This window comes from Pseudomarimonas arenosa, from assembly GCF_014841215.1.
GTDB classification, from domain to species: Bacteria; Pseudomonadota; Gammaproteobacteria; order Xanthomonadales; family Xanthomonadaceae; genus Pseudomarimonas; species Pseudomarimonas arenosa.
The window spans coordinates 17,022-42,491 of record NZ_JACYTR010000018.1 but is presented as its reverse complement, the minus strand read 5'-3'; the positions used below and the strand labels follow the sequence as shown (position 1 = coordinate 42,491).

Annotated in this window: 21 protein-coding genes and 1 tRNA gene; 5 read left to right on the top strand and 17 right to left on the bottom strand. The window is 62.3% G+C overall.

The features are described 5' to 3' along the window. The first annotated feature begins 80 nt into the window (after positions 1 to 80). On the top strand, positions 81 to 500 hold the full coding sequence (locus IFO71_RS10580) for an Lrp/AsnC family transcriptional regulator (protein ID WP_192029602.1): 420 nt from the start codon (positions 81 to 83) through the stop codon (positions 498 to 500). A gap of 13 nt (positions 501 to 513) precedes the next feature. Here IFO71_RS10580 and IFO71_RS10575 read toward each other — a convergent pair whose 3' ends face one another. The 10 genes from IFO71_RS10575 to IFO71_RS10530 all read right to left on the bottom strand — a co-directional run bounded on the left by IFO71_RS10575 (position 514) and on the right by IFO71_RS10530 (position 11,021). Beyond that, entirely contained in the window at positions 514 to 1,353 is an 840-nt protein-coding gene (locus IFO71_RS10575) for a hypothetical protein (RefSeq protein ID WP_192029601.1), read from the bottom strand. Between the two features lie 87 nt (positions 1,354 to 1,440). After that, positions 1,441 to 3,789: a proprotein convertase P-domain-containing protein gene (locus IFO71_RS10570; RefSeq protein WP_192029600.1), complete on the bottom strand. Its 2,349-nt coding sequence runs from the start codon at positions 3,787 to 3,789 to the stop codon at positions 1,441 to 1,443. Positions 3,790 to 4,192: 403 nt separating this feature from the next. Next, entirely contained in the window at positions 4,193 to 5,473 is a 1,281-nt protein-coding gene (locus tag IFO71_RS10565; protein WP_192029599.1) for a tetratricopeptide repeat protein, read from the bottom strand. Positions 5,474 to 5,485: 12 nt separating this feature from the next. Then, positions 5,486 to 6,973 (bottom strand): DUF4331 family protein, encoded by a 1,488-nt coding sequence (locus IFO71_RS10560; protein ID WP_192029598.1) that lies wholly within the window; start codon positions 6,971 to 6,973, stop codon positions 5,486 to 5,488. A gap of 177 nt (positions 6,974 to 7,150) precedes the next feature. Beyond that, positions 7,151 to 8,512 carry a chloride channel protein gene (locus tag IFO71_RS10555; protein ID WP_192029597.1) on the bottom strand — a complete coding sequence of 454 codons (1,362 nt, stop codon included), beginning with the start codon at positions 8,510 to 8,512 and terminating at the stop codon, positions 7,151 to 7,153. 51 nt (positions 8,513 to 8,563) lie between these two features. After that, positions 8,564 to 8,639: transfer RNA gene (locus tag IFO71_RS10550), tRNA-Thr, on the bottom strand. A gap of 75 nt (positions 8,640 to 8,714) precedes the next feature. Further along, a complete protein-coding gene (locus IFO71_RS10545) occupies positions 8,715 to 9,692 on the bottom strand; it encodes a beta-ketoacyl-ACP synthase III (protein ID WP_192029596.1) in 978 nt (325 codons plus the stop codon). Between the two features lie 146 nt (positions 9,693 to 9,838). Beyond that, positions 9,839 to 10,033 carry a 50S ribosomal protein L32 gene (rpmF, locus tag IFO71_RS10540; RefSeq protein WP_192029595.1) on the bottom strand — a complete coding sequence of 65 codons (195 nt, stop codon included), beginning with the start codon at positions 10,031 to 10,033 and terminating at the stop codon, positions 9,839 to 9,841. Positions 10,034 to 10,046: 13 nt separating this feature from the next. Next, positions 10,047 to 10,565 (bottom strand): YceD family protein, encoded by a 519-nt coding sequence (locus IFO71_RS10535; RefSeq protein WP_192029594.1) that lies wholly within the window; start codon positions 10,563 to 10,565, stop codon positions 10,047 to 10,049. An 81-nt stretch (positions 10,566 to 10,646) separates the two neighbouring features. After that, the gene (locus IFO71_RS10530; RefSeq protein WP_192029593.1) at positions 10,647 to 11,021 is read right to left on the bottom strand and encodes a TfoX/Sxy family protein; all 375 of its coding nucleotides are present in this window, start codon (positions 11,019 to 11,021) and stop codon (positions 10,647 to 10,649) included. Positions 11,022 to 11,128: 107 nt separating this feature from the next. Here IFO71_RS10530 and IFO71_RS10525 point away from each other — a divergent pair, with 107 nt between their 5' ends. Then, the gene (locus IFO71_RS10525) at positions 11,129 to 11,557 is read left to right on the top strand and encodes a universal stress protein (RefSeq protein WP_192029592.1); all 429 of its coding nucleotides are present in this window, start codon (positions 11,129 to 11,131) and stop codon (positions 11,555 to 11,557) included. A 395-nt stretch (positions 11,558 to 11,952) separates the two neighbouring features. On the opposite strand, the gene IFO71_RS10520 is transcribed toward IFO71_RS10525, so the two are convergent. The 6 genes from IFO71_RS10520 to IFO71_RS10495 all read right to left on the bottom strand — a co-directional run bounded on the left by IFO71_RS10520 (position 11,953) and on the right by IFO71_RS10495 (position 18,960). Then, complete coding sequence (locus tag IFO71_RS10520) at positions 11,953 to 12,954, bottom strand: HEAT repeat domain-containing protein (RefSeq protein ID WP_192029591.1); 1,002 nt, start codon at positions 12,952 to 12,954, stop codon at positions 11,953 to 11,955. After that, a complete protein-coding gene (locus IFO71_RS10515; protein ID WP_192029590.1) occupies positions 12,951 to 14,153 on the bottom strand; it encodes a HEAT repeat domain-containing protein in 1,203 nt (400 codons plus the stop codon). Before IFO71_RS10515 ends, IFO71_RS10520 begins: the two co-directional genes overlap by 4 nt. Before the next feature lie 15 nt (positions 14,154 to 14,168). Next, a complete protein-coding gene (locus IFO71_RS10510; protein ID WP_192029589.1) occupies positions 14,169 to 14,957 on the bottom strand; it encodes a hypothetical protein in 789 nt (262 codons plus the stop codon). A 2-nt stretch (positions 14,958 to 14,959) separates the two neighbouring features. Continuing rightward, complete coding sequence (locus tag IFO71_RS10505; RefSeq protein ID WP_192029588.1) at positions 14,960 to 15,538, bottom strand: RNA polymerase sigma factor; 579 nt, start codon at positions 15,536 to 15,538, stop codon at positions 14,960 to 14,962. A gap of 183 nt (positions 15,539 to 15,721) precedes the next feature. After that, positions 15,722 to 17,392 carry a urocanate hydratase gene (gene hutU, locus IFO71_RS10500; RefSeq protein ID WP_192029587.1) on the bottom strand — a complete coding sequence of 557 codons (1,671 nt, stop codon included), beginning with the start codon at positions 17,390 to 17,392 and terminating at the stop codon, positions 15,722 to 15,724. Between the two features lie 77 nt (positions 17,393 to 17,469). Further along, positions 17,470 to 18,960 (bottom strand): MBL fold metallo-hydrolase, encoded by a 1,491-nt coding sequence (locus IFO71_RS10495; RefSeq protein ID WP_192029586.1) that lies wholly within the window; start codon positions 18,958 to 18,960, stop codon positions 17,470 to 17,472. A gap of 453 nt (positions 18,961 to 19,413) precedes the next feature. On the opposite strand from IFO71_RS10495, the gene IFO71_RS10490 reads away from it, so the two are divergent. From IFO71_RS10490 to IFO71_RS10480, 3 genes are all read left to right on the top strand, one after another. After that, entirely contained in the window at positions 19,414 to 20,247 is an 834-nt protein-coding gene (locus IFO71_RS10490; protein ID WP_192029585.1) for a BON domain-containing protein, read from the top strand. 237 nt (positions 20,248 to 20,484) lie between these two features. Continuing rightward, complete coding sequence (locus tag IFO71_RS10485; protein ID WP_192029584.1) at positions 20,485 to 21,489, top strand: efflux RND transporter periplasmic adaptor subunit; 1,005 nt, start codon at positions 20,485 to 20,487, stop codon at positions 21,487 to 21,489. Next, the gene (locus IFO71_RS10480) at positions 21,486 to 24,590 is read left to right on the top strand and encodes an efflux RND transporter permease subunit (protein ID WP_192029583.1); all 3,105 of its coding nucleotides are present in this window, start codon (positions 21,486 to 21,488) and stop codon (positions 24,588 to 24,590) included. Before IFO71_RS10485 ends, IFO71_RS10480 begins: the two co-directional genes overlap by 4 nt. A gap of 59 nt (positions 24,591 to 24,649) precedes the next feature. Here IFO71_RS10480 and IFO71_RS10475 read toward each other — a convergent pair whose 3' ends face one another. Beyond that, positions 24,650 to 25,432, bottom strand: a complete 783-nt coding sequence (locus tag IFO71_RS10475; protein WP_192029582.1) for an FHA domain-containing protein — start codon at positions 25,430 to 25,432, stop codon at positions 24,650 to 24,652. Positions 25,433 to 25,470: the final 38 nt, after the last annotated feature.

Sequence of the window (25,470 nt, the reverse complement as noted above, 5' to 3'; positions counted from 1 at the left end):
CCATCAATCAGAAGATCAGAATGTGATAGTTTTTGATCTGAAATCGATCAAATAGTCAACACAAACTGCCGGAATGCACAATGGATAGTCTGGACCATTCCCTGATCAGCAAACTCAGGCTCAACGCCCGCGCCTCTGTCGCGGACTTGGCGAAAGCGCTGAAGGTGTCCCGCGGCACCATCAGCAACCGGCTCGCCCGACTCGAGAAGGAAGGCGTGATCGTTGGCTACACCCTGAAGCTGCGACCAGACGCCACGCCGAACGAAATCGTCGCCTGGACCGGCATTGCGGTCGAAGGCAATCAGCAGGTCGTGCTCCACGCCCTGCTCGGAGAGCCCGGCATCGCTGCGCTACACGACACCAATGGTCGTTGGGACCTGCTGGCCGAACTACGGGTGGACAATCTCGCAGACCTCGCCAGCGCGCTGGAGCGGATCCGCAAGATCAAGGGCATCAGCGCGACCGAGACCAGCATTCATTTGCAGAGTTATCGGGGTTGAGCGGCCGAACTCCCTACTCCGCAGGATTCTCTTCAGGCGCGTGCGTATCACGAATCTGATCAAGACGAGCGTGCGCTTTCGCTTCACCGAGCAGCGCTGCTCGCTGAAAGGCCTGGGCAGCTTTCTCCTTGTCGCCCGCCTGCTCGTGCATCAGTGCGGCGTTATAAGCGCCGATGGCATTGCCCATAGCAGCCGCGCGCTCAAATGCAGCCAAGGCGCGCTCTGGACACAAGCCAAGCACATCGTGACCCACGCCCGCCCGCAGCACACCCGCGGAAAACCCATCGTCGGCAAAGCGGTCTTCGAACTGGGCCATTGCTCCGGCGTTCATTGCGAGCATCACATCCTCGCCCTTGCGTACGCTGTATGGGCCGCTTTTCCAGATCGAAACGGCCTGTCGTGTCGTTCGCATCTCACCGCGTGCAGTCAACCAGAGAAACCCATCGCTGCCGCTTACCGGAAATCCGTCCAGCGAGCGCGACAGCCGTTGCGCCAAGGTATATCCTTCGCCTCCGGGCAGCGCGGCCGACCAGGATCCCGCCAGATACACGCTGGTATCGTCCTTGCGACCTGCACGCACGCTGGCCGCCAGCTCTTCGACCGTGAGTATGCGGTCATCGCCGTCGTAAATGCGCCAGGGACTGCTCTGCGCGCCGATGGAGAACACCCCCGGCAGATCAAGGACATTGAAGTAGTCGTGGATCACCTGCCCGGCGGGCACACAATCGGCATGTTCAGTCGCATCGCAGAACGGAATCGACAGCGTGCCCTGAAGATTCGCCCCGCTTTCGCAGCCGATTGCGGTGCCGGACCCAACGGCCAGCGACAGCCATACCAAGGGCCTGAAGATCATGCTCCACCCGCTGCAACCCGAATCGCGCATTAGGCACAAGCACAGAGCCCGGCGCAAGGCCGGGCTCTGAGCACCTGAAGTTACCGCTTAGAACTGCAGACTCCAGCCATCGATATAGCCAGTGTCACGACGTGCACGGTCGCGCACGCGCAGTCGCCAGGTACCGTTGGCAGCCTCGCTGGAGGCATTCACGGTGTAGGTCTGACTGATGTTGTCAGCGCTACCGCCGCTGCGGTTGTGCAGGTTGTAGACGCTGCCATCCGGCGCCACCAGATCGACGATCAGGTCGCCGATGTAGGTGTGGACGATGTCGACCGAAACTTCCAGATCGGACGGTGCGTTGCCACTGCGACCGCTGACACTGATATTGCTGTACACGCCGGTGCTGTTGTTGTCCGGGATCGAGACGTTGGTGGTGTTTTCGAAGTAGCTACCTCCCGGCGGGGTGGTGTCGACATCGTAGTTACCAACCAGGCTCAAGCCCGAATAGCTGCTGTAGGCATTGACCATCACATAGTAGGTGCCGGCCTGTGCGGTCGAGAAGCTGCAGGACTCATTGCTGCTGCTGGACCAGGAACGGCAGTCGTAACTGCTGGTGGTCGGCTGCGAACCGAACTTCACGTACAGATCTGCATCACCGCTGGAACCCGAGGTGTTGAACACCAGGTTGGTGGCACCGGCCGGCACGTTCATCACGTACTGCAGCTGACTGCCGGTCGCACCCGACAGACCGGTCACCGGCACGCCGTCGTACAGCATGTTGCCCGGCTGTGTACCGGCCTGAGTGGTGGCCGATGCAATGCTGGAGTAACCGCTGTTGTTGCCGGCACCGTCGTAGGCACGCACGCGGTAACGATAGGTGGTGGAAGCACTCAGCCCAGTGTCGTTGTAGCTGGTTGATGCCGCGGTGCCCACCTGGCTGAAGTTGCTGCAGCTGGCGCCAGTGCAACGCTCGATCTTGTAGCCGGCCAGGCCCGAGCCACCGGTATCGCTGGAGGCAGACCAGCTCAATCCAACCACGCTGCTGCTGGAACCGTTGGCATTCAGGCTGCCCGGCACACTGGGCGCCGTGGTGTCGCCTGGGTTGCTGCCGGCGCGGTAGCCGGGAAACGAGGTAGCACCCGTGCTGCCCGGATCAAGCCAGTTGCTAAGGCGCGAGCTGCTGCTGCCGCCACCGTTCCAGGACACCGACAGACGGCCGTAGTAGTCGGAAAGGTTGTTGCCGCAGGCAGCCGAACCGCCATGCAGCTGGCCGACCAGCAGCTTGTTCTGATTCCATAGACCCGAGCCCGAGGAACCGCCCTCGGTGGTGCCCTGATCCCAGTCCATCACTCGCCAATGGGTGCTGCCGCTGCCACCGCCGTAGCCGGACACCGACAGGGCCTGATCTTCGACTGCGATGCGCTTTTCATGACCGGCGGGGTGGTGAATGCCCACAGCGGAACTAGGCGTTGAGCCGGTTGCATCCCAGCCGGACCAGTATGGGTTGGCGCCTGACGGCACCGCTTGACTGAGCTCGATCAGCGAAAAGTCACTGGCCGAGTTGGTGGCGCGCAGGGTGGCACCTGACTGCGAATGGGTGGCAATCGAGCGCGAAAGCGGCGTGCCGCTGGATGAAGAGCCCGGCGTACGGCAAGTCGAACTTTGGTAGTTCCAGTACACCACGATGGTGCTCACGACCGTCTGCGTGCTCATGCAGTGATTGGCGGTGAGGAAGTAGGGCGTGGTGGAACCGCTGGTGTTGCCGATCAGGGTGCCGGTACAGACGTACGCGCTGCTGCCCTGATTGAAGGTGTAGTGGCCGACCGAATCGATCTGATCGCGCCAGGCATCACCCGCCGAGCAGGCAGTATCGACATTGCAGGAACCGGATTTCTGCAGACTATCTCCGCCTTCGAACAGGCCGCGATAACCATGGGTGACCGAGCCGATTTCCAGTTCGAGCTGCGATTTCTCGCGTGCATCGACGGTGATTTCGAGTCGCGCGCGCTCACCCAGCACATAAGGCGACCAGAACTCATTGCCACTGAGCTTGCTGGCGTCAATCAGACGCTCGTTGCCCTCGCCCTGGCCACGAATCAATAGCTGCGCCGAGGCCGGCAACTTGATCTTGCTGAAGTGAAAATCCAGCGACTTGGCTTCTGGCGACATCACGTCCCAGCTCCAGCGCCACTGGCCGCGACTGACGCGCTCCCAGGTGCCAAAGCCCTTGGCGCCGAGACGCATGCCTTGGGTATCGATCAGCACACCGTAGCGGTACGGGCCGCCGGTCTGCTTGGAATCTTCCATGCTCAATTTCGCCAGATCCGGCGCCGGGAGCACGGTGGTGCCGCCGAGATTGAAGTCCCCAAACTTCGTATCGACCTTGGCGGCCGCTACATCGACGGAAAAGCTCAGCAGCATGGCAGCTGCTAGTGGAGCAACAACAACACGCATCGGGTATCTCCTCGCTGAGTGGTCCCAGCCCCTTGCTGTGGACCATGGTTGAGACGTCGAAAAACATCAGCCACGGGCCGGCGCCATCAACACGCTCACGCGCCTATCCCGCCCACTTGCGTCAAGAAATACAGTTGCCCGCGGCGTTTGGCGTCTTGCCCAACCGCCCATCGAAACAACTCAGGTTCGACAGCCACCCAAGAACCCCCGGAGTCCTTCCGGTGACGCCAACCGACGAGGGTGCCCCCTAGAATTCGATCTCCCCTTCGAACTCCACACCCTTCGACGACGGCGGATTCCGCTCCCCAACGAAAGCGATACGGACCGTAACAGCCGTTCAGCGATCAGTCAACTTTGTGGATATTTGATGAGATAGGGCGCCAAACGAGCCGCGCCCGGAGCATCAGCCCGCCGAGCAAAGCGGCCTGAAGCCAGCAACATCCTGCAACTCCGGCGGTTGCAGGCCTGCAGCATCGATGCGTGAGATCAACCGACAACCACGCTCGGTTTGACCCAATGCAAACTCGACTTGTGCATTCAGGATCAAGCTACCGAGGTCAGATCGTCGCTCGACATTGCGCCGGGCCAGCGCCGCCACCTCCTCGCTCAGCCGCCCCTGCTCGAGCCAGAACTCGATCGCATGAGCGGCATAGGCGGCTTCGTCGCGGGCAAGAAGACGGTGGAACCCACTATCGGCCGCCGAGCGCCATCGCTGCGCTTCGGAGTCATCTCCGGCGCGCTGCTCGACATCGGCCAATGCCGCCATGAACTCAGGGTTGCCGGTCTGTTCGATCACTTGAACATACAGTTTCCGCGCCTGATCAAGATTGCCAAGCAGGGCTTCGCATTCAGCCAGATGTTCGGTGGCCAGGTAGTAGGCCGGCAAACGCTGATGGGCTGCGGCAAAGAAGACCCGTGCCTCCGACACTCGGCCAAAGCGCAGCAGGGCGATGCCCTGCTGGGTGTACAGCCAGGCCAAAGGCAACGGATTCACGTCGTGATAGAGATCCTGCGCGGTGCGCAGCCATAGACTGGCGCCGCGCAGATCTCCTTGCAGCAACAACAGGTCGGCTCGATGCGCCAGCGCGGCGAACTCGCCCACCGGCCGCGATGCGCTGTCCAGATCGCTCTTCAAACCCGAGTAGTCGCCCTTCGCCACTTGTATATCGCGCTGCAAGGGCAACACTTGCTCTGCTGACAGCCCAAAGGCATGCGCCTTCTGCAGGGAAAGCTCGGCGGCAGTGAATCGATGCAGAGCAGCCTGGGCCGTGGCTAAGGCACGCCATGCTGGCGCCGACTCGGGCGCCATCTGCACCGCACGCTCGGCGATCAGCAAAGCCTGCTCAGTATCGTCCTGTCGGCCGATGATCTGTGCCCGCTGCAACAGGGCCGCGCTGAGTTGACTGGCAGCTGTCACATCATCTGGCTGCTGCTGCATGCGTTGCTGCAGTGCCGAGATGCTGGATTGCAGATTGCCGATCAGCAGGGTCGGATCAGTGGTTACCCGCTGCCCGGCCGACAATGGGTAGCGTGGACCGACGATCAGCCAGCTGGATGCAGCGGTCATCGTCGATGATGACCCCGCATCGGCCGCAGTGTCGTTGCGCAGCGCCCGATCAGAGGCGCTGCACGCTGCGAGCAGGGCGGCAATCGGCAACCAGCTCAACTTAACCAGTCGATGCATTGCCCCTACCCTCTACAGCGGAGTGCCGAGGAACGGGAAGGTCGACAGAAACACACTGTCGTTGGCGACATTGTCGCTGACTCCGGGACCCACCAAGGCGCCCAGTGAGTCGTCAATCACATCGCGCGCCAGGGTGCGTCCACCGCAGTCAGCCGCCATCAACTCAACCGCCAGATAAGCATCGCAGTTGGCTTTCGATGTATCGATGATCAAACGGTCGTCAACCAACACACTTCCCAGAGTGGCGGGCGGCAACAGCGCATTGCCGCTGACTCCGTCCAAGGTGTCCAGGGCGGTGGCATTGTCGATCATCTCCTGCAGGAATAGGCCCGACCATTCATTCGGATTGCTCGACCGGTTGTAGGCCTCCTTGAGGGCTGTCCCGGTATTGGGCAGCACATTGATCAGCACGGTATTGATACCCGGGCGCCCCATGCGGTCCACCTGACCTGAGGTAAAGAACGTGCATGGCTGATTCTTGATCTGGGTCAGTCGGTTCAGGTTCAAGGTGCCGCCCGCTGTACCGAAACTGGTATCGGTGGCGGTAAATGTCAATGATCCCGTATTGCAGTCAGTGAAACTCATGGTGATGGAACCAAAAGGCACCTGGGTCACCTGGGAGGAGTCGAAATTGGGCGGGAACAGCCCCCCCGAGGTGCTATAGGCATTGTTGATGGTCATCGTGTTGCCGCTGATGGTGCCGTCTCCAACGATCCAGCGCTGACGACCCTGGGTGTCATAGGTGTACCAGGTCATGGCAACGCGATCCGGGCCGCCCGCCGTCGTCGGCGGCAATACCTCGATATGGGTGCCGAAGCCGGGCTGCGTGGCATCGAACCAGAGTCCGGAGAAGCCTGGGCTGACACCGACTTCACCGGTGCGAACGGTCGCTGCCCAGACCTTCAGCACCGCGTTTGCGCCGCCATTGTTCAATCGAGACTTGTCGACGCCGATGACCAGAGCCAGGGTATTGCCGTTGAAGGAATTGAACCCGGGATTGGTGAAAGAAGGTGTCAGCGTAGTGCGGGTGGCGTTGAACGCTGGCCCATCGAAGAAGAAGGGATCGTCGCGCAAGCCGGCGAACACTCGCATGCCGTCGCCCTGAATGGTGCGCTCAATACCACCGCTGGCGCTGAGCCCGCCGTCACCGGCACAGCTGACCCGGTTGCTCTGTTGGGTGAACTGGCAGGTAATGGTGAGATCCTGCGCGCCGTTGTTGATATAGACGCGATATTCGACCGCATCGGAAAAGCGCGAGTTGTAATCGGCCGCCGGCACCACGGTTGTCACCAGGACAAGCTCGTTGCTGTCGTTGGGATTCATGAAAGCGTAGATATCGTTGATATCCGCGGCCGGATCGGCCGTCGCGGTCGGCGCGTCTCGATGATCCGCCGCGATCGCTGGCAGCGAGATCAGCAGCGCGGACACGCCCATTGCGGTTGCGAAAATCGAGGACGTGAACGTGCGCGCCCAGGCCTGGCCCTTGTTAACTGAAAGCATGACAACCCCCATGGTCGACGCCGAGCTGGCACCGCCACCACCCTCGTCGCTCGGCTCCGATCGAAGGCGGGACTCTGAAGTGCGGACGTCTAGGTTACGCCGATCGCGTCGCCCTGGATGCAGGGTGTGAAGAAGATCACTTTTCTTCCTGCCATACGACGGCAGGTTGCGTCGCGCTCAAACGGAGGGCGTGATCGGTCGCGACTCTTCCTGGCGCCGACGCTCGTACTCGTCAATCAGGTTGCCGGCAAACGCCCGGTAGATCGGCCTGGGACAGACCAGTGACGACACCGCGCGACCCAACAAACAGGCTGCCATGATCGGCAAGACCAAGGTGCGATTGGCGGTCAGCTCGAGCGAGATCACCGTCGCGGTGAGCGGCGCCTGAGTCACACCGGCGAGAAAGCTGGCCATGCCGAGCAAGACCACCACCGGCCCGGGCAACTCGGGAAACGCCAGCGAAACCAAATCGCCAAACCCTGCCCCGACGGCCAGGGCCGGTGCAAAGATCCCACCGGGAATGCCGGCCCAGTACGACAACACGTTGGCCAACAACTTCAGGGGTGCAAACCAACCGCCGGGCCCGGCTTGCCCCTGAACCAGCTGATGCGCCTCGGCGTAGCCGGTTCCAAACACGGCGCCGCCGGCCAACACACCAATCAGGGCGAGCAGCAAGCCGCAGATCGCCGCAAACACCACCGGGCGTCGCTCTCGCAGCGCTCGCAGCCGCGAAAAGATGTCATCGCTCATCAACAGCGCGCGAGCAAACAATCCGCCCAGCAAACCGCACAGCAAACCGCAGACCAGCACCGAGAGCCAGCCCCGTCCGATCGGAAGCACGTCATGCACCTGACCGAAGTAGGCGTAATTGCCCATCAACCCCAGTGAAACGGCACCAGCAAAGATCACCGCGGTGAGGATGATGCCGCTGAAGCGATGTTCAAAGCTGCCGGCCAACTCTTCGATGGCGAACACCACGCCGGCCAAGGGCGTGTTGAAGGCCGCCGCCACGCCAGCGCCACCGCCGGCCAGCACAAAGCGCGACAACACGCGTGGATCCTGAAAACCAAAGCGCTCGCCGATCCAAAGCATCACCCCGGCGCCGACATGCACCGTTGGTCCCTCTCGCCCCACCGAGGCACCGCCAAGCAAGGCCATCAAGGTCAACAACATCTTGCCGAGCGCAATCGGCAGCGACAGCAATCGATGACGAAACTCGCTGTTTTCCTGCGGCAAGGCGGCGATGACCTGGGGAATTCCGCTGCCACGGGTCGGCCGCATGGCACCGACGGTGAGCCAGGCCAGCAAGGCAAACATCACAGGAGTGACAATCAATGGCGCCCAGGAAACCCGTCGGCGCAGCCACTCAAACCCCTGAAAGGCCAGCTCACTTAGCTCGGCAAATGCCACCGCGGCCAGACCCACCACGCAACCGCCCAACCACAGCGCCAGGCGCCGCCGCCACTCTTGTGGCGCGAAGAACTCCTGCCCCAGCCACTGGCGAAACCGTGTGTTATATGGATGCGGATCGCGCTGCAATCTTGGCCCTCCGCACGCGATCTAAGCGGCCTTGCCTTTACCCGCAAAGGGTGGTGCCGATGAGAGGAATCGAACCTCCGACCTACTGATTACGAATCAGTTGCTCTACCAACTGAGCTACATCGGCATAGGGCGCGAAAGTTTAGGCAGCTACACGCCAGCGGTCAATTATGCCAGCACTCTGCCTGTTGCTGGGGAGCTATCAATACCTGACCAAGGCCGAGCCCCAGGTAAATCCGCCGCCAAACGCTTCCAGCAGCAGCAGGTCACCGCGCTTGACCTTGCCTGATTGGACGGCGTGATCCAGCGCCAGCGGCACCGAGGCGGCTGAGGTATTGCCGTGCTTGTCGACGGTAACGATCACCCGCTCCATCGGCATTGCCAGACGTTTTGCCGTGGCACTGATGATGCGCAGATTGGCCTGATGCGGGATCAGCCAATCGATGGCGGACTTGTCGAGCTGGTTGGCGGCCAGGGTTTCCTCGACCACGGCGTCCAGGGTCTTGACTGCCACCTTGAACACCTCATTGCCCGCCATCATCACGCGCACGCCGTGATTGGGCTCATCCTTGAACCCGGCCGACACGCCTACCGGGTTGTATAACAATTCCTTGTGCGCGCCATCGGCATGCAGGTGCGTCGATAGCACGCCGGCCTGGCTATCGGCACGCAGCACCGCGGCTCCTGCGCCGTCACCGAACAGCACGCAGGTGGTGCGGTCATTCCAATCCAGCATCCGGGTGAGGGTTTCCGCACCCACCACCAGTGCCGTCCTGGCAGCTCCGGAGCGAATGAACTTGTCGGCGACACCCAGGGCGTAGATGAAACCCGAGCAGGCTGCATTGACGTCAAAGGCGGCGCAGCCGTTGGCACCCAGGCGATGCTGCAGCAGGCAGGCGGTGCTGGGGAAAATGATGTCAGGCGTGGTGGTGCCCAGAATCAGCAGGTCGATCTCACGCGCATCGACGTCGGCATTGGCCAGAGCACGCGTAGCGGCCTCAAACGCCAGGTCACCGGTGGTTTGCCCTTCGGCGGCCACGTGCCGTTGCCGAATGCCGGTCCGGTCCCGAATCCACTCGTCACTGGTCTCGACGCGCTTGGCCAGTTCGTCATTGGTCAGCACGAACTCAGGCAAGTAGCTGCCGGTACCGATGATTCGTGAATAGACAGACGTAGACATGTTCGGCTTCCCTTCGCCCAGCCCTGCACCTTACCCGCAGCGCAACGCCGGCGCATCCATCACAGAAACAAAAACGGCGGACGCAGGGCCCGCCGCTTCAGCATCGGTTTGTCCGGTCGGAATGAACCGACCGTTCAAGACTCGACTTAGTCTTCGTCGACGACCGAGTTCTTGACGTCGATCACCTTCTTACCGCGGTAGAAGCCATCTTTGGTCATGTGGTGACGCAGATGCACTTCGCCGGTGGTCGGGTCGGTGGCCAACTGCTTTGCGGTCAGCGCATCGTGCGAACGACGCATGCCGCGGCGGGACGGGGTTTTACGGCTCTTCTGGACTGCCATGGTGTCTCTCCAACTACTCTTTCTTTGCTTTCAAGGCGGCCAGAGCCGCAAACGGGTTCTGCTTGGGCTCGTCGGGCTCGTCGCTGGCTGCCGGGTTTGACAGCTCAGCCACGAGGCCATCCGGCCCCATTGGCACCACCGGTAGGGCCAGGATCAGCTCATCCTCGACCAGCTCCAGTGGCTTCAACTCTCCATCCGCACCAACCAGGACAGGTTCAACCTCGCCGGGCAGACTCATTTCTTCGTTTTCGTCGCGAACCAGACCCAGGCGCTGCCGAATCGACACCGGGAGCATGAATCTCTCCAGGCTGCGCTGACAGATCAGCGGCAACACGGCGTCAGCCTCCAGTTCGACGGTGGCGACGCCGAAGACATCGCGATCGAAACTCAGCCGGCAGACACAGGCACCATCGGCGTCAGCGAGACTTTCGCACAGGCGCTTGAACGCGGCCAAGGGCAGCTTGCCCTCGAACACCCGACGACCGGCTACCGCGCGCCACGCATCGACCGAATCAGGCAGGTCAGCAGACATAAGCGCGTAATGGTAAAGACTGCCTGGTCTTTTCGTCAACTAGATTTGCGCAGGGCGCAACGCGCAATCTGTGCCACGCGGTCATTGTCGGCGCCGTTTTGCCGCGCCTGCGGTCCTGCGCGCTCGCGCTGGTCGCTGCGCCGCGCGCGCGGCGGCTTCCCAAGCCAGGCGCGCCCAGGGCAGCATCTCCTCTGGCGAATCCAGCGCCTCGCTCGGCGGGCGAAAATAGCGCATGGTCAGTTCCTTGTCCTTGGCCCGATAAACAAACGGTGAACAACCGGCATCGCGAAACGCCGACTCGCAGCCATCGTCGACCTTGAGGAACAATTCACCATCGGCGATCAAGGCAAACATCCGCTGGTCCAGGTACAGGCCCCAGCCGCCAAACATGCGCCGTCCGCGCACGCTGCCCAGACCACTCAACAACTCCAGCGCCCAGTCGATCTCATCGTCCATCGCCCGCTCCGACACGTCACCGATTGACCAGAATCAAGACCCGCCAACCCTGAACATGTAGTCTAGTGACAAGCCCACCCCCGCAATCAATGCCTTGGAGTGCCATCATGAAATTCTTGGTTGCCATTGATGGAAGCGACACCTCGATCCACGCCTTCGAGCGCGCCGTTTCTCTCAGCCGCCAATGGGGCGGTGAGCATCATTTCCTGTTGCTCAACGTGCAGCAGCCGATTCCGCATGCCGATGCCTTTGGCTTGACCGTGGGCATGGATGGCCCGCTGCTGCAACAGATCGGCGAGCGTGAATTGCAGCGTGCCAACGCGCTTGCCCAGGAGCTGGGGCTGAACTACGAGGCCCGCACCGAAATCGGCCCGGCCGCCCACCGGCTGGCCGAGATCGCCGACGAGACCAATGCCGACATGATCGTCCTCGGCAGCAAGGGCCGTTCCAATCTGGCCAATGTGCTGGTCGGCTCGGTGGCCAGCCGAGTGCCGAACTACACCAAACGCCCGGTGTTGTTGATTCCCCCGGCCTGACCCGGCTGCCGCGCCCGGTCTGCTGACCGAGCACGGCGCGACGACTACTATTGATCCGGCCAAATGAAATCCAAGGAAGGTCTGAACAAGTCCATTCTGGACTTTTCAGACGCGCCGAGTTCGGCACCGGTCCGAACTCGTTTCGGCCGCTCCGCGGCTACGTCGAGCTTCGCTCGAATACGCTGATCAACAACGTACGTTGTTGATCGCGGCGGTGCATCCTTGCACCGCGGGAATCTCTGAGCTTGTTCAGAGATTCCCTAAATTTGATCGGATCAACAAGGCAGCCCATGAATGGGCCGCTCGCGCACGGTGCTGCAGGCGCCGTGCAGCGCCCGCGAGTCCGGGCCTGTATCGAACTCACGGGGTGTGAAGTTGAACAGGATGTTCAAACTTCAATTTGCCGGGTCAACATTTCCTGCCAGGTAACGGTCGAGAAAGCGCAAGGCTTGGTCTGAGCCGGATTGACCGAGCCAGAACAGCGCCTGCTTCTTGGCCGATCGTGGATAGTCGCCCTGGATCAGGTCGATCAGCGCCTGATCTGCCCCCTGCTCCAACTGACTCAGGGCAAACACCGCCTTTTCCTGCAGCTCCACCGAGGGCTTGCTGCGCAGGACCTGCTCGATCGCGCCCCGTGTTTGCGGATGCTCGGATTGCGCCATCCAGAACAAAGCCTGACCACGCGATTCGGCAGACTGTCCTGAGTCGTCGGCGACGCTTAGCAAGCTGTCCGCAGCGGCCGGCAAATCCGATTGCGAGAGCACAAACAAGGCGTGTTGCTGGATATCGCCAGCACCGGGGTCGGCGGCGGCACGCTGTATCGGCGGCAAGCCCTCAGCCCCTCGCACCTGACCCAGCCAGAACAGGGCATCGCGCCGCACCTGTTCGCGCTGCCCGGCTTGGCTACGCTGGATCAGCCGGCCGGTGGCCTGCGCATCAGCGTGCTGGGCCATCAGCACGACGGCGGCACTGCGTACTTGCTTGTGCAGGCTTTGTTCCAGTTCGACATCGAGCCAGGCCAGACTGGCCGATGAGGGAACGCCTTCGAGTAGCTGCGGCGTGCTGTCCAGGCTCACCGGGCAATTGGCTGCCAAGCCATGCAATTGCCGGGTCCTGCCTTGTTCGCGCAGGGCGAAAATCAACAGACCACCCGCCTCGCCTGCGCCGTCTGACGTCCACTGCAGCCTTTTGGGCGCACCACGGCGTCCAAGAGTGCAGCCCTTGTTGCGCACTTCAGTACCGCGAATCTCGTAACAGCAAGGTCCATCGCCAGACTGCTCAATCATGGGCACGCGCCAGCTGACCCAACCGTCGTCGGGCAAGCTGGGCATTTCGGTAGCGCCGACGGCACCGGCACACGCCAACACCAGCGCACCCAGCACATACTGTGCGCTCATTCGCCTTCTCCTTCGCGGATCGCCTGTTCGATCAGATCGAGCGCAGCATCATCGCCGGTAATCGTCATCATGCGCAGAATCTCGCGCCGCTCGTCATCATCGCGCGCCCTGCCATACAGGGTCGACAATGCCTTGCTGTCGCCGCTGATCATCAAGCCTTCCAGCGCCGCGCGCCGAAGCTCTGGATGGGACAGTTCGGGATACAGGGCCGCCAAGTCAGCGCTGGCACCGGCAACACCAAGATTGCGCAGCGCTTTGGCACGCAGCTCTACATCGGCCTGTCCGCGGGAAAATTGGGCCAGGGCGGCGACATCACCGCTGATGCCAAAGGCATCGAGAGTGGCACCCAGGACATTCCGATCTTGACTATGAGCCGCGAGGTCTTTCAGCGCATCACTGGCCCCGAGCGCGCCCAGCAGGTGGATGGCATGCACCTGTAGTTCGGCATCCTGGATTGACTTGGCGGCGACGAGTATCCCGTCGACATTGCCGGCGACCATGTAGGCATCCAGCACCGCCTCACGGCTTGCATGATCGCCATGCTGGTAGATCTGTCCCAAGGCTTTCATCGCCTCAGCGTCACCTCCGATGCCCAGCATCTGAATGGCTTCACGACGTAACGGGTTGTTCGCATCCTTGGCCACCGCCAGAATCATCTGACTGGCCTCGCCCCCATCAAGCTGACTGAGCACAAACAGCGCGCGCTGCTTGCTTTGCGCCGGATAGTCACCTTCGATCACCTTCTTCAGCAGCGGAATCGCACGCTCAGGCGGTGCTGACATCAAGCCATCCAGGGCAGCATCGACCAAGCCGTTTTCTGCATTGGCCGGCTTGCGCTGTTCGAGCAGTCGATCAGCCTCTGCCATCCAGCGACTCAGCGGAAACTCGCGGCGCAGCTTGTCGATGACAACACTGGCCTCTTTGCGTCGCTTTGCCTGGTTCAGTGAATATGCCTGCCAGTACAAGGCAGCATCCACCGCCTGTGGCTCGTCCTTGCGCAGGCGCTGCTCCAACGTCTCGAACTGCTTGAATGCCTCGCTCCAGTCCGAGCGCTTCAAGGATTCATGACCTTGCCAGTACAGGCTCTGGTTGTCCTTTCCGCTTGGCGCCATGGCCTGATCATTGGGCACCGCGATCGCCGCTCCCGACAGAACGCCGCTCAGCAGAATGGCGGCCAGCGGCTTGAGAATCAGCTTCATGCTCAACCTCTATGTTCAAATTGATGTGGTTCGACGTGCGCTCAGACCGGCTTCCACGGCGCGCACTTGAAAGATCAGGTCCTCGCGCTCAACGAAGTCGCCGAGGCCCTTGCGTGTTTGGATGTCGTCAGCGCGCACGGGGTTAGCCAGCTCGATCAGGACCGGCTCAATTTCCTGCAACAGCCGCAGCAAACGGCGATCGCCCTGATGGTCGGCGGCCGCCATGTACAGGCGATGGTTGTCCAGCAAGGAACGGGCAAGGTCGGCATTGCCTTCGGCGATAGAACCGGTCTGCCCGTTCGATGCTGTCAGCAGTGCACGACGGGTTGCATTCAGATGCCGGACCATCGTGGCCTGGTAGATGCGTCCGGAAGACAGCTCGACGGTTTCCGGAACGTGCGCGGCCACGACCGTGGGCGGCGGCGCCTGTCGCCCGGCAAAGAATCCCACACCGAGCAGCAGCGACGCGGCCAACGCGCCTCCGATCAGGCGCCCCCAACTGCGTCGACGTGGTCGCCGTGAATGCTGCATTCGCGCCGCGCCGATCGGTGAACTCGAGGCCATGGCATTGCCTGCGCCTCGTAATCGAGGCGCCAGACCTTGCCACAGCCGGTCACCGAGCTGCGGGTCGGGTTCCGGCACTGCATCCAAGTCCGCTGCTTGCAGGGTCGACTGCAAGACCGCAAGACGACGACTCAGGGCAAGGTCTTGTTCAAGTGCATCTCTGATCTGTTGCCGACGCTCGGCGCTCAGCTCGTCACCAAAGTGATACAGCACCAATTCGTTATCACTGATCGGTGTCATGTCTACCTCCAATCCACCAAGGCCGAACGCAGCTTGCGCACGGCGCGAAACACGGCCTGCTTGCTTTGGCCGATGTTGAGCGAAAGGGTTTGCGCAATGTCTTCCAGCGACGCGCCTTCGACGTGTTTCAGTACGAAGGCGGTACGTTCCATTGCACTCATCTGCTCGAGCTCCTGCACCACCCGGCCCTGCAACGCAGATGCCACCAAGTGGTCTTGCGGCGTCGGCAGTTCGGACTCGGCCGCCTCAAGGAAGGGGTCGTCGGCCGACGCGTCCTGTGCGGGAGCAGACTGTTGCCGGCCATCCTGATGACGCGCATTGCGCCGCAATTGCTCCAATGCCGCATTGACGGCAATCCGGTGCAGCCAGGTGGCGAAGCCGGAACGCCCATCGAACTCGGCCAACCCGCGCCAGGCCTTGTAAAAGGCTTCCTGGGCGGCGTCTTCGGCCAGCATGTGGTCGCGCGTGATCCTCCAGCACAGCTGGAAGACTTTTCGGCTATGTCGTTGAACTATCTGGTGAAAAGCGGCTTCTGACCCGCCCCGAGCCGCCACCACCAGGTCCTGGGAATCGATTTCCATAGGGCCTTGGATGCACGCAACCGGGAACAGGTTAGCTCCCATCGCATTTGCTCAGATTCCAGCGGCGCCGAGAGTGGTGCGTCCAAGACGCACCCTATCTTTTCACCCACTCATAGGTGCGTCCAAGACGCACCCCATCTTTTCAACCACTCTTTGTGCGTCCTGGACGCACCGGCGCCGAGCCTACAGCATCGGCAAGTTGAGGCCCTGCTCCTTGGCGCAAGCCTTGGCGATGTCGTAGCCGGCATCGGCATGGCGCATTACGCCGGTGCCGGGGTCGTTCCACAACACCCGGCCGATGCGCTTGTCGGCGGCGTCTGAACCGTCACAGACGATGACCACGCCGCTATGCTGCGAGAAGCCCATGCCGACGCCACCACCATGATGCAGCGAGACCCAGGTTGCGCCGCCGGCCACATTCAACATCGCGTTAAGTAGCGGCCAATCGGACACCGCATCGGAGCCATCCATCATCGATTCGGTTTCGCGGTTCGGCGAGGCCACCGAACCCGAGTCAAGATGATCGCGGCCAATCACCACCGGTGCTTTCAGCTCGCCATTGCGCACCATCTCGTTGAACGCCAGGCCCAGACGATGGCGATCGCCCAGGCCAACCCAGCAGATTCGCGCCGGTAGGCCCTGGAAGCTGATCCGCTCCTTGGCCATATCCAGCCAGCGATGCAGATGCGGGTCGTTGGGGATCAATTCCTTCACCTTGGCATCGGTCTTGGCGATGTCTTCCGGATCGCCCGACAAGGCCACCCAGCGGAACGGCCCGATGCCGCGGCAGAACAGCGGTCGCACATAGGCCGGCACAAAACCGGGGAAATCGAAGGCGTTCTGGCAGCCGGCTTCCAGCGCCATCTGCCGAATGTTGTTGCCATAGTCGAAGGTGGGAATGCCCATGTCCTCGAAGTGCAGCATGGCTTCGACGTGGATACGCATCGAATGCTTGGCCGCTTCGACTACCGCTTTCGGATCGGACTTTTGCATATCGAACCAGTGCTCCAGCGACCAGCCGGCCGGCAGGTAGCCGTACAGCGGATCGTGGGCCGAGGTCTGATCGGTAACGGCATCCGGCCGCACACCGCGGCGCACCAGCTCAGGCAGCACTTCGGCGGCATTGCCCAACAGGGCGATCGACTTCGCCTCACCGGCAGCGCAGTAGCGCTCGATCCGCGCCAGTGCATCGTCGAGATCGCTGGCCTGCTCGTCGACATAACGGGTACGCAGGCGCATATCGATACTGGATTGTCGACACTCGATGGCCAGCATGCAGGCCCCCGCCATGGTCGCCGCCAACGGCTGGGCGCCGCCCATGCCGCCGAGTCCGGCGGTCAGAACCCACTTGCCTTTCAACTCACCGCCGTAGTGCTGGCGACCCATCTCGGCGAAGGTTTCGTAGGTGCCCTGGACGATGCCCTGCGAACCGATATAGATCCACGAGCCGGCAGTCATCTGGCCGTACATCATCAGGCCTTTCTTATCCAGCTCGTTGAAGTGATCCCAGGTCGCCCAATGCGGCACCAGGTTGGAATTGGCGATCAGCACCCGCGGCGCATCGGGATGGGTCGGGAAGACGCCGACCGGCTTGCCTGACTGGATCAGCAAGGTCTGATCGTCTTCCAGCTGGCGCAGCGATTCGAGGATCTTGTCGAAACAGGCCCAATCGCGGGCTGCCCGGCCAATGCCGCCATACACCACCAGTTCCGCCGGATTCTCGGCCACGTCCGGGTCGAGGTTGTTCTGGATCATCCGGTAGGCGGCTTCGCTAAGCCAGCTCTTGCAGGATTTATCCGAGCCGCGCGGGGCGCGGATAGTGCGCGAGGGGTCGCGACGACTGGCTTGGGTCATGGCCTATGCGTTCCGTATGCGAAAGCGCAATTATAGGCCGGTCGCTGCGTAGGTCGCTGGGCCAGCGGCCAACTGCCCTATTCGCTGTGCGCCGCGCGACTGGACTCGCACAACGGGCTGGACAACCAACTCTCCAATTGCTGGCGCGCGGTGAGCGCAGCGGCGTGCGATGACATCACCCGCGCGTCGGCCGGAAGATGCTTGATGGCCCAGGAAGCGAACCAGCATTCGCTACCCGCCCGCGACTCAGCTGGCGCAGTGGTGCCTGGATTCGGCATATGCAGGTCGGACTGAAAGAAGATCCGCTGCTCCGGCAACCACACGCCGAGCATGGCCTCGACATGAGGGTTGGCGCCAAGCGACCACAACTCCAGCGGACGGCGCGCATCATCCAAACGAAGTCGCTGTTCAACGGGCTGCACACGCAATTCGAGACCGCGCTCACTGAGCCGATCGGCCGGCATCGATGCCGCATTGAGGGAGGCCTGCAGGAAGGCAGCCGTCGCCGCCGGCGCATAGACACTGGCCTCCTCGGCGGCGAATGCGCGCGCACCACCGGCATGGTCGTCGTGCGCATGGGTCAAGGCCACGGCGCGGATCGGGCGCTGCGGAAAGTGCTGGCGCAAAAAGTCCACAAGCCGCTCCGACAGCCCGCTGATTCCGAGCCCGGGCACCAGATCAGCCGGCGGGATCTGCGCCAACTCCACCCAGCCGGCCGGCGCATCGGCCACCACCAGCCCATCCTCGGTATCGACCACCAGATGGTGAAAACCGGTGCGGACATTGCGTACCTGAAATACACCCGGTTCCAGTTCGAGCAGGCGCGGCGCCACCCGGGAGGGCCAGTGCTCGCCAGGAATTTCCACCGGCGTCTGCCCACCACTGGGCAGCCATATCCCCTGCGACTCTTCTGCACTGAGATCGCTCACGTCGACTTCGGCACGCAGGAACACCTCGCCACCGATTTCGATCCGCAGTCGACGCGGGTCGGCTGCCGAGCCGTCTGCCCAATCCCAATGCCAATCGACGCCGACGCGTCCGCGCAAGGGCAAATCAGCCATCGCGCGAAGCGTGTGCAATCGGCCATTCACCACCCGCAGATCCACCGGCAAGTCGCTGCCCGGATACAGCACACGCTGCCATCCTTCGGCGGCACCCTCGACCCGCCACTCAGGATGCTCGGCCAACTCCGACACCAGCACTGCTGGCACGATACGTCGATAGCGTGCGGCCTCTGATGTGGCGTCCACGTCTACGAATGCCAGATCCGGTGGATGCTGCGCATTGACGATGCGAACCGACCGCGAATCGGGGTAGGCCTGGGCGAATTCTTCCCGCACGTCGGCATTGATCGCCGCGTCACTGGAAAAGTACACCCGCCCACTACCCGGCTCGGCGATCACGCACCATCGCGCCGGGTGAGTTTGTCCGCTACTGGGATGCAGTCCTTGACCACGTACTCCAAGATCAACCGCGCCCTGCAAGCAGAATTCGCGTAAAGACCGCGGGTCTGCGTGCACCATGGCGACCGCGCCGTAGAGCGCCAGCACAAGCAGTAGGCGAGCCATCGACTAGGGGCCTTATGGGTTAGCCTGTATCGTTGTAAGCGTAGCCCATCGGGCAGAGCGACAGGTGGCGTGCGCGGCAAGCGGGTAGTTTCCTGCGCCCAATGGTTAATCATCACTCCGGCTATCGCCTGGCTATGCAGGATCGACGACCAATCCCCGCCTGCATCAATAGCTAAGCTGCCCGTTAAGTCAGCAGCAATTAATTCGAGCCAGACTGATCAGCGCTATGGTGTACGCAGTGCAGGTGTTCCAAGGAACCCTTTGCAGGGTCACACGATCGCAACCCAAACAGGGTTCAACCGTGTGTGGCGACTGAAGCCAGCCAAAACACACACACCTGCATCGGGCCGCCGATCCGGCGCCCCGCATCTCCGCAGACCGGAGCCGTTCGCAAGGCGCATTGTGAATTCCTGCTGGAGGAATTCAGTGTGCTCCCAGGAAGGAGGATTCCGTATGCTCACTACCGCAAACAAATTAACGCCACTGGCTCTGCTGGCGGGTTCCGCGCTTTCCGCTCCCGCTGCCGCCGGAACACTGGACGAAATGACCCAGGATGCCAGGGATGCTTACCACGAGGGCATGATCTGGGCCACGTATGCTGTCGACCCTTCGCTGGATGGGCTGGATCTCTCGGTCGAAGTCGATGGCAACAAGGCCATCTTGAACGGTCGCGTGCAGTCGGTGGTGGAGCATCAGCTCGCCGAAGCGATTGCCTTGAGCACCGAGGGCATCAATAAGGTCGACAATCAGATCGCGATCGATCCAAGTCTGGTCGTGGTCACCACCACGGTCTCGCCGCAGCGCAGCTTCGCCCGGCTGGTCGGCAATGCCGCCATCAGCGCCAAGGTGAACTCCTTGCTGCTGTGGAACGAATACACGGATGGTCTCGATATCAGCGTCGACGCCGACCACGGCAAGGTCACTCTGACCGGCGTGGCCGATACTGAAAATGCCAAACAGATCGCCGAGCGGCTGGCCGGCAGTGTCGCCGGCGTACGTGAGGTCGATAACCAACTCAGCGTCGACTCGAAGTCCAAGGGTCAGGTGACCATGGCCGATGATGGCGACGGTCGGCTGGATGACACGTGGATCGAAGCCAAGTTGACCTCCACCTTGCGTTACGTCGATGGCATTGATGCCCACAGGATCGATGTGGAATCGAACCAGGGTAAGGTCGTGCTGAGTGGTGAGGTCGACAGTGTGGCAGAGCGTCGATTGGCTATTGAGCTGGCGCAGGGAACCCGTGGCGTGCGGTCGGTGGATGCTCAAGCGCTGACCGTCAGCTGACACAAGCCACGTGGCGAGCGGCGGACTCGCCATGCCGACGCACGCTGAGCTTGTCGAAGGGTGCCTGGATGAAGCGGCCCGTTCGCCGGCAGCATGGACGGTGCCGCTGCGTGCTGAACACTTTCCTAGCGCAACTGAGCGGCGAGTGAACCAAGCGGCGCCGCCGCCGCGTAACGCTTGGTGCGCGTGCAGCGGGCCGCCATAATGGCGCCTGCCCCGCTGTCGTCTGGATGCCCTATGCGCGTCTTTCTGTTCGCCGCACTGCTGGCGCTTGGTGCGGCGTCGCCGTGTGCTGCCGCCGAGTTCAAGACTGCTCGACTTTCCGACGTGGCGCCCGCAAGCCGGCACGAATTCACCGCCGTGGTAATCAGTGCCAATGACAGTCAACTGGCCAGTGAAGTCGGTGCCGTGGTGCGGGCGATACATGCCGATGTTGGGACCAAGGTGGTGCAGGGCCAGCTGCTGATTGAGCTTGATCCGCGCGATGCCGAACTCGGTGTTCAGCAGGCCAGCGCTCAATTGGCGGCCGCCGATGCGCAATTGCTGTTGGCCGAGCAACGCCTGCAGCGGGGCAAGGAGCTCGATCGGCGCGACTTCATTGCCGACGATGAGTTGCTCGCCCTTGACACCCAGGTGCGCGCCGCCCAGGCCGAACGCGCCATTCGCGTCGCTGGCCTGGCCGCGGCCAAGCGGCAGCGGGAGAAATGCACGATTCGCGCACCGTTCGATGGCGTAGTGCAAGCCCGCACGGCGCAAGTAGGTGCCCTGGCCATGCCCGGCGCACCGATGTTGCGTATCGTTGCCACCGGCGGCCCGGAAGTGGAAGCGGCCCTGCCCGACGGCCTAATCGGCGCTGCCGACGCGGGCTTTGGCTTTGCGTTCCACTATCGCGGCAGTTGGCTATCCCTGCGCCTGGTTCGACATAGCGAGGTGGTCGACCCGAACAGCCGCAGTCGCCTGGCTCGCTTCGAGTTCATCGATGCGCCCGCCCCGGCTGGCAGCAGTGGCACCTTGCGCATCGACGGCCAGGGCTTTGCCTTGCCGCCGTCGCTGGTGATTGAGCGCAACGGACAGCGTGGCGCCTTTGTCGTCGAGAACGGTACCACCCGCTTCCGCGCCATTGATGGCGCCCTGCCCGGGCGCAGCGCTCAGGTCGATTGGCCGGGCAGCACACTGATCGTGACCGAGGGTCAGCGCACCGCCGAAGACGGCCAAGCCATCGTCGCGGAAGGCGCCGAATGAGACTGCTTGAATCGCTGATCCGCAACCACCCACTGGCGAACATCGCCTTTGCGGTGGTGATCATCATGGGCCTGCTGTCCTATCTCCGCATGCCGCGCGAGCAAGACCCGGAGATCAACTTCAACTGGGTCAACATCAGCACTGCTCTGCCCGGCGCCAGCGCTGCGGATGTTGAAGAACGGGTCACCAATCCCCTGGAAGACTCGCTGCGCAATGTGCAGGACATCAAGTTTGTCGCTAGCTCCTCGCGCGAGGGCGTGTCGAACATCCTGGTTCGCTTTCGCGACATGCCGGAGCGGCAGTTCGACAAGCGCATCAACGACCTGCGGCGCGAGATCCAGAATACCGCCAGCGCCGAGTTGCCGGCCGATGTGATCGACCCGGTGGTGCTGGAGATCACCACTTCAAATAGTTTCCCCACCGCCATGGTGGTGGTGACCGGGCCGGCCGCCGATGAAACCCTACGTTTTGCCTCCCGTGGTGTGCAACAGGATCTGGAACAGATCGCTGGCGTCGATCGTGTACTGGCGCTCGGCTTTCAGGATCCGGAGTTGCTGGTCGAGTTCGATCCCGAGGCGCTGGCGGCGCGCGGTGCCACCGCCAGTCAGCTGGCCGATGCCCTGAGGTTCTGGTTTCGCGACATCGTTGCCGGAAAGCTCAAGACAGGCGGTAGCGAGTGGTTGATCCGGGTCCAGGGTACCTCGGCAGATCCTGCCGAGGTAGGCGACTTCGCCCTGCGCTTGCCGGGCTCTGCACACAGCGTTCCACTCGATCAGGTGGCGATGGTGCGGCGTGGCATGGACACCCCACGTCACCTGGCCGCCACCGATGGCCGCGCAGCGGTACTGATGTCGGTGAGCAAAGTGAGCGGGCTCAACACGCTCGACCTGGTGCAGAGGATCAGTGACTACGTCAAGGCCAAGAACGACGTACTTGCGGTGCAAGGCCTGAGTATTGCCATGGCCGATGATCAGACCATCCCCACCCGCGATGCGTTGCGGGTGATGCAGTCGAACGCCCTGATCGGCCTGGTGCTGGTAATGGCGGTGTGCTGGGTGTTCCTGGGTTCACGCATCGCGATCATGGTCAGCCTAGGTGTGGTGTTCTCGATTGCCGGCGCGATCTGGGTGCTAAGTGCGATGGGCAATACGCTGAACGTCTCAGTGCTGCTCGGCATCGTGATCGTGCTCGGCATGCTAGTCGACGACGCGGTGGTGGTGGTTGAGGCGATCTACTTCCGTCTGCAGCGCGGCATGCCGGCAATGCCGGCGGCATTGGAATCACTGTCCGAAGTTGGCCTGCCGGTGACCGCCGCGGTGGCGACGACGATGGCCGCCTTCCTGCCGCTGATGCTGCTGCCGGGCATCGTCGGCAAGTTCATGTTCGTGATCCCGCTGGTGGTGACGATCGGCTTGGCGGTGAGCCTGGTAGAAGCGATCTGGATGTTGCCGGCGCATGTCACTACCTTGGGCAAGCATTCCTTGCGTCAATCCGGCACCCAGGCCTGGCGTGAGCGCTGGACCCATCGGGTGCGTGTGCGCTACACCCGCGCCTTGATTCATGTGATGCGCCGCCCGGGGCGCTATCTGTTGCTCGCACTGGCTCTGTTCCTGGGCGCGATCGGGGCCGTTGCCAGTGGCGCAGTAAAGATGCAGTTCTTTGCCTTCGATCCGCTGCGCATTTTCTATGTCAATGTCGATATGCCGGCCGATTCGCCGATCGAACAAACCCTGCGCCGCACCTCGGAGGTGGAACAGATCGTTCGGTCGTACTTGCAGAAGGACGAAGCGCGCTCGGTGGTGTCGCTTGCCGGCATCAAGTTCACCGAAATGGAGCCGGTGTACGGCGATCATTACGGCCAGATCACCGTATCGCTGAACCCGGCCGGCAACGAAGACCGCAATGTCGACGAAGTGATCGAGGCAATGCGCACGGCGATCGAGCAAGCACCGGGCGCCTCGCACAACTCGTTTCTGCGCATTGCCGGCGGCCCGCCGGCTTCCAAGCCCATCAGCGTCAAGGTGCGTGGCGATGATCTCGATGAGCTACGGCGAGCCACGGCTGCCCTGAAGGAACGGATCAAAGAAATCCCTGGCGCGCACAACGTACAGGACAACGATACCGCCGGCCGCGCCGAATTCAGCCTGCGGGTTGATGTCGATGCCGCTCGCCGGGCCGGACTGGATGCAGGCGACGTGGCGCGACTGGTGCGTCTGCATGTCGATGGCGAAGTGGTAGCCGACTTGCGCGACCGCGGCGAGAAGCTGGAACTGCGTGTTCGCGCTGCACCGCGTACGCTCGATCGAATCGATGCCCTACTGGCCGATCCGGTCGCCCTGCCGGGCGGCGGCATGACCAGCCTCGGCACCCTGCTAGTCACCGAACAGGGCCTCAGCCCAGGCCTGATCCGGCACTGGAACTTCCGCCGCGCCATCACGGTGGAAGCTGAACTGGCTGCCGACGGCGTCGACACGCTGGAAGCCGATCGACTGTTGAAGGCTGCCTGGGAAGGATTGCGGCTGAACTATCCGGGTGTCGACCTGGATTTTTCCGGCGAATTGGACGATATCAACGAATCGCTGGCCGCCATGCCCCCGCTGTTTCTGCTCGGTCTGGGCTTGATCTATTTGATTCTGGCCGCGCAGTTCCGCAGCTACTTTCAGCCCCTATTGATCCTGGTCACCGTACCGCTGGCGTTTATCGGCGTCACCCTCGGCTTGCTGATCTCACAGAATCCGATGTCGCTCTACACCCTGTACGGGGTGATCGCCCTGACCGGTATATCGGTGAATGCCGCCATCGTGCTGATCGACGCCGCCAATACGCGGCGCGCCAACGGCATGCGAACCCTACACGCCACCCTCTATGCAGCGCGACGACGTGTCATTGCGGTGTTGATGACCACGGGCACCACCATTGCCGGCCTGTTTTCTCTGGCCTTCGGCATTGGCGGCAAGTCGCTGTTGTGGGGGCCGGTGGCCTCCAGCATCGTCTGGGGCCTCAGCTTCTCGGCCGCCCTGACCCTGTTCGTAGTGCCGGTGCTGTATCGCTACTTCAATCAACAGGGTGGACCGGGAGGACTTGCCAAGCCTCGCAGGTGATTGGCAGAAAGGTCGAGTAGCCTACCCGCCGACTGGCGAGTAGGCATCCTCAGTCAGACCTAACGCAAGAAGTAGAACGCCGCGCCAGCCGCCGCCGCCAAGACCACCACCGCTCCGATGATCAACGGCAGCTTGCTGCCGGCGGCTTTGGGCAATGGCGCCTGAGCAGTGGCTTTGCTGGCATTGGCGATTTCCATACCTGGGGCGACCAACAGAAAGCGGATGGTGTCCAGTCGCAACTCATCACCTGGCTTCAGCAGGCCGTTCTGCACGCGCTGGCCGTTGATGAAGGTGCCATTGGCCGAACCTAAGTCTTCGACTGCCAGGCCATCCTGGGTGGGCTTGACCTGCGCATGGCGACGCGAGACTTCGTCGCTGGCGATGCAGATATTGCACTCATCCGAACGCCCGATGGTCTGCAGGGTTCCCACCGGGAAGGCCTTGCCAAAGGCCGGACCGGACACCCCGCGCAACACAAATTTCGGCACGGCCATGCGCATCCGGGTGGCACCGGCATCTCCTTCCGGCTCAGGCGCGTTGGCCGGTGCGCTGCTGGCACGCTCGACCATCACCACCCGGGCCTGCACGGGACCAAAGCCCAGCGTGTCACCGCCGCGCACCGCCATCACCCCTTGAACCTTCTTATTGTTCAGGGTGACTGCATTGCTGGCGTCGGGCACGCGCAAGGTCAGCATATTGCCGGCCAGCTGCAGCTCACAGTGCACCGGCGCGATCGCATCGAGGTCGAGCTTCACCTGTGAATCGGGCGCACTGCCAACGCGATTGACGCCATCGCTCAGCAATACCTGAGAGTGTTCTCCGTTCGGGAAAATCAGCTTCATCCTGTCCTCGAGTCAATCCAGAGCCGGTTTGAACACCG

Excerpts from the sequence above, each read along its gene's own strand:
- IFO71_RS10580 (WP_192029602.1), top strand. The coding sequence starts at position 81 with ATGGATAGTCTGGACCATTCCCTGATCAGCAAACTCAGGCTCAACGCC.
- IFO71_RS10575 (WP_192029601.1), bottom strand. The coding sequence starts at position 1,353 with ATGATCTTCAGGCCCTTGGTATGGCTGTCGCTGGCCGTTGGGTCCGGC.
- IFO71_RS10570 (WP_192029600.1), bottom strand. The coding sequence starts at position 3,789 with ATGCGTGTTGTTGTTGCTCCACTAGCAGCTGCCATGCTGCTGAGCTTT.
- IFO71_RS10565 (WP_192029599.1), bottom strand. The coding sequence starts at position 5,473 with ATGCATCGACTGGTTAAGTTGAGCTGGTTGCCGATTGCCGCCCTGCTC.
- IFO71_RS10560 (WP_192029598.1), bottom strand. The coding sequence starts at position 6,973 with ATGCTTTCAGTTAACAAGGGCCAGGCCTGGGCGCGCACGTTCACGTCC.
- IFO71_RS10545 (WP_192029596.1), bottom strand. The coding sequence starts at position 9,692 with ATGTCTACGTCTGTCTATTCACGAATCATCGGTACCGGCAGCTACTTG.
- rpmF (WP_192029595.1), bottom strand. The coding sequence starts at position 10,033 with ATGGCAGTCCAGAAGAGCCGTAAAACCCCGTCCCGCCGCGGCATGCGT.
- IFO71_RS10535 (WP_192029594.1), bottom strand. The coding sequence starts at position 10,565 with ATGTCTGCTGACCTGCCTGATTCGGTCGATGCGTGGCGCGCGGTAGCC.
- IFO71_RS10530 (WP_192029593.1), bottom strand. The coding sequence starts at position 11,021 with ATGGACGATGAGATCGACTGGGCGCTGGAGTTGTTGAGTGGTCTGGGC.
- IFO71_RS10525 (WP_192029592.1), top strand. The coding sequence starts at position 11,129 with ATGAAATTCTTGGTTGCCATTGATGGAAGCGACACCTCGATCCACGCC.
- IFO71_RS10520 (WP_192029591.1), bottom strand. The coding sequence starts at position 12,954 with ATGAGCGCACAGTATGTGCTGGGTGCGCTGGTGTTGGCGTGTGCCGGT.
- IFO71_RS10515 (WP_192029590.1), bottom strand. The coding sequence starts at position 14,153 with ATGAAGCTGATTCTCAAGCCGCTGGCCGCCATTCTGCTGAGCGGCGTT.
- IFO71_RS10510 (WP_192029589.1), bottom strand. The coding sequence starts at position 14,957 with ATGACACCGATCAGTGATAACGAATTGGTGCTGTATCACTTTGGTGAC.
- IFO71_RS10505 (WP_192029588.1), bottom strand. The coding sequence starts at position 15,538 with ATGGAAATCGATTCCCAGGACCTGGTGGTGGCGGCTCGGGGCGGGTCA.
- hutU (WP_192029587.1), bottom strand. The coding sequence starts at position 17,392 with ATGACCCAAGCCAGTCGTCGCGACCCCTCGCGCACTATCCGCGCCCCG.
- IFO71_RS10495 (WP_192029586.1), bottom strand. The coding sequence starts at position 18,960 with ATGGCTCGCCTACTGCTTGTGCTGGCGCTCTACGGCGCGGTCGCCATG.
- IFO71_RS10490 (WP_192029585.1), top strand. The coding sequence starts at position 19,414 with ATGCTCACTACCGCAAACAAATTAACGCCACTGGCTCTGCTGGCGGGT.
- IFO71_RS10485 (WP_192029584.1), top strand. The coding sequence starts at position 20,485 with ATGCGCGTCTTTCTGTTCGCCGCACTGCTGGCGCTTGGTGCGGCGTCG.
- IFO71_RS10480 (WP_192029583.1), top strand. The coding sequence starts at position 21,486 with ATGAGACTGCTTGAATCGCTGATCCGCAACCACCCACTGGCGAACATC.
- IFO71_RS10475 (WP_192029582.1), bottom strand. The coding sequence starts at position 25,432 with ATGAAGCTGATTTTCCCGAACGGAGAACACTCTCAGGTATTGCTGAGC.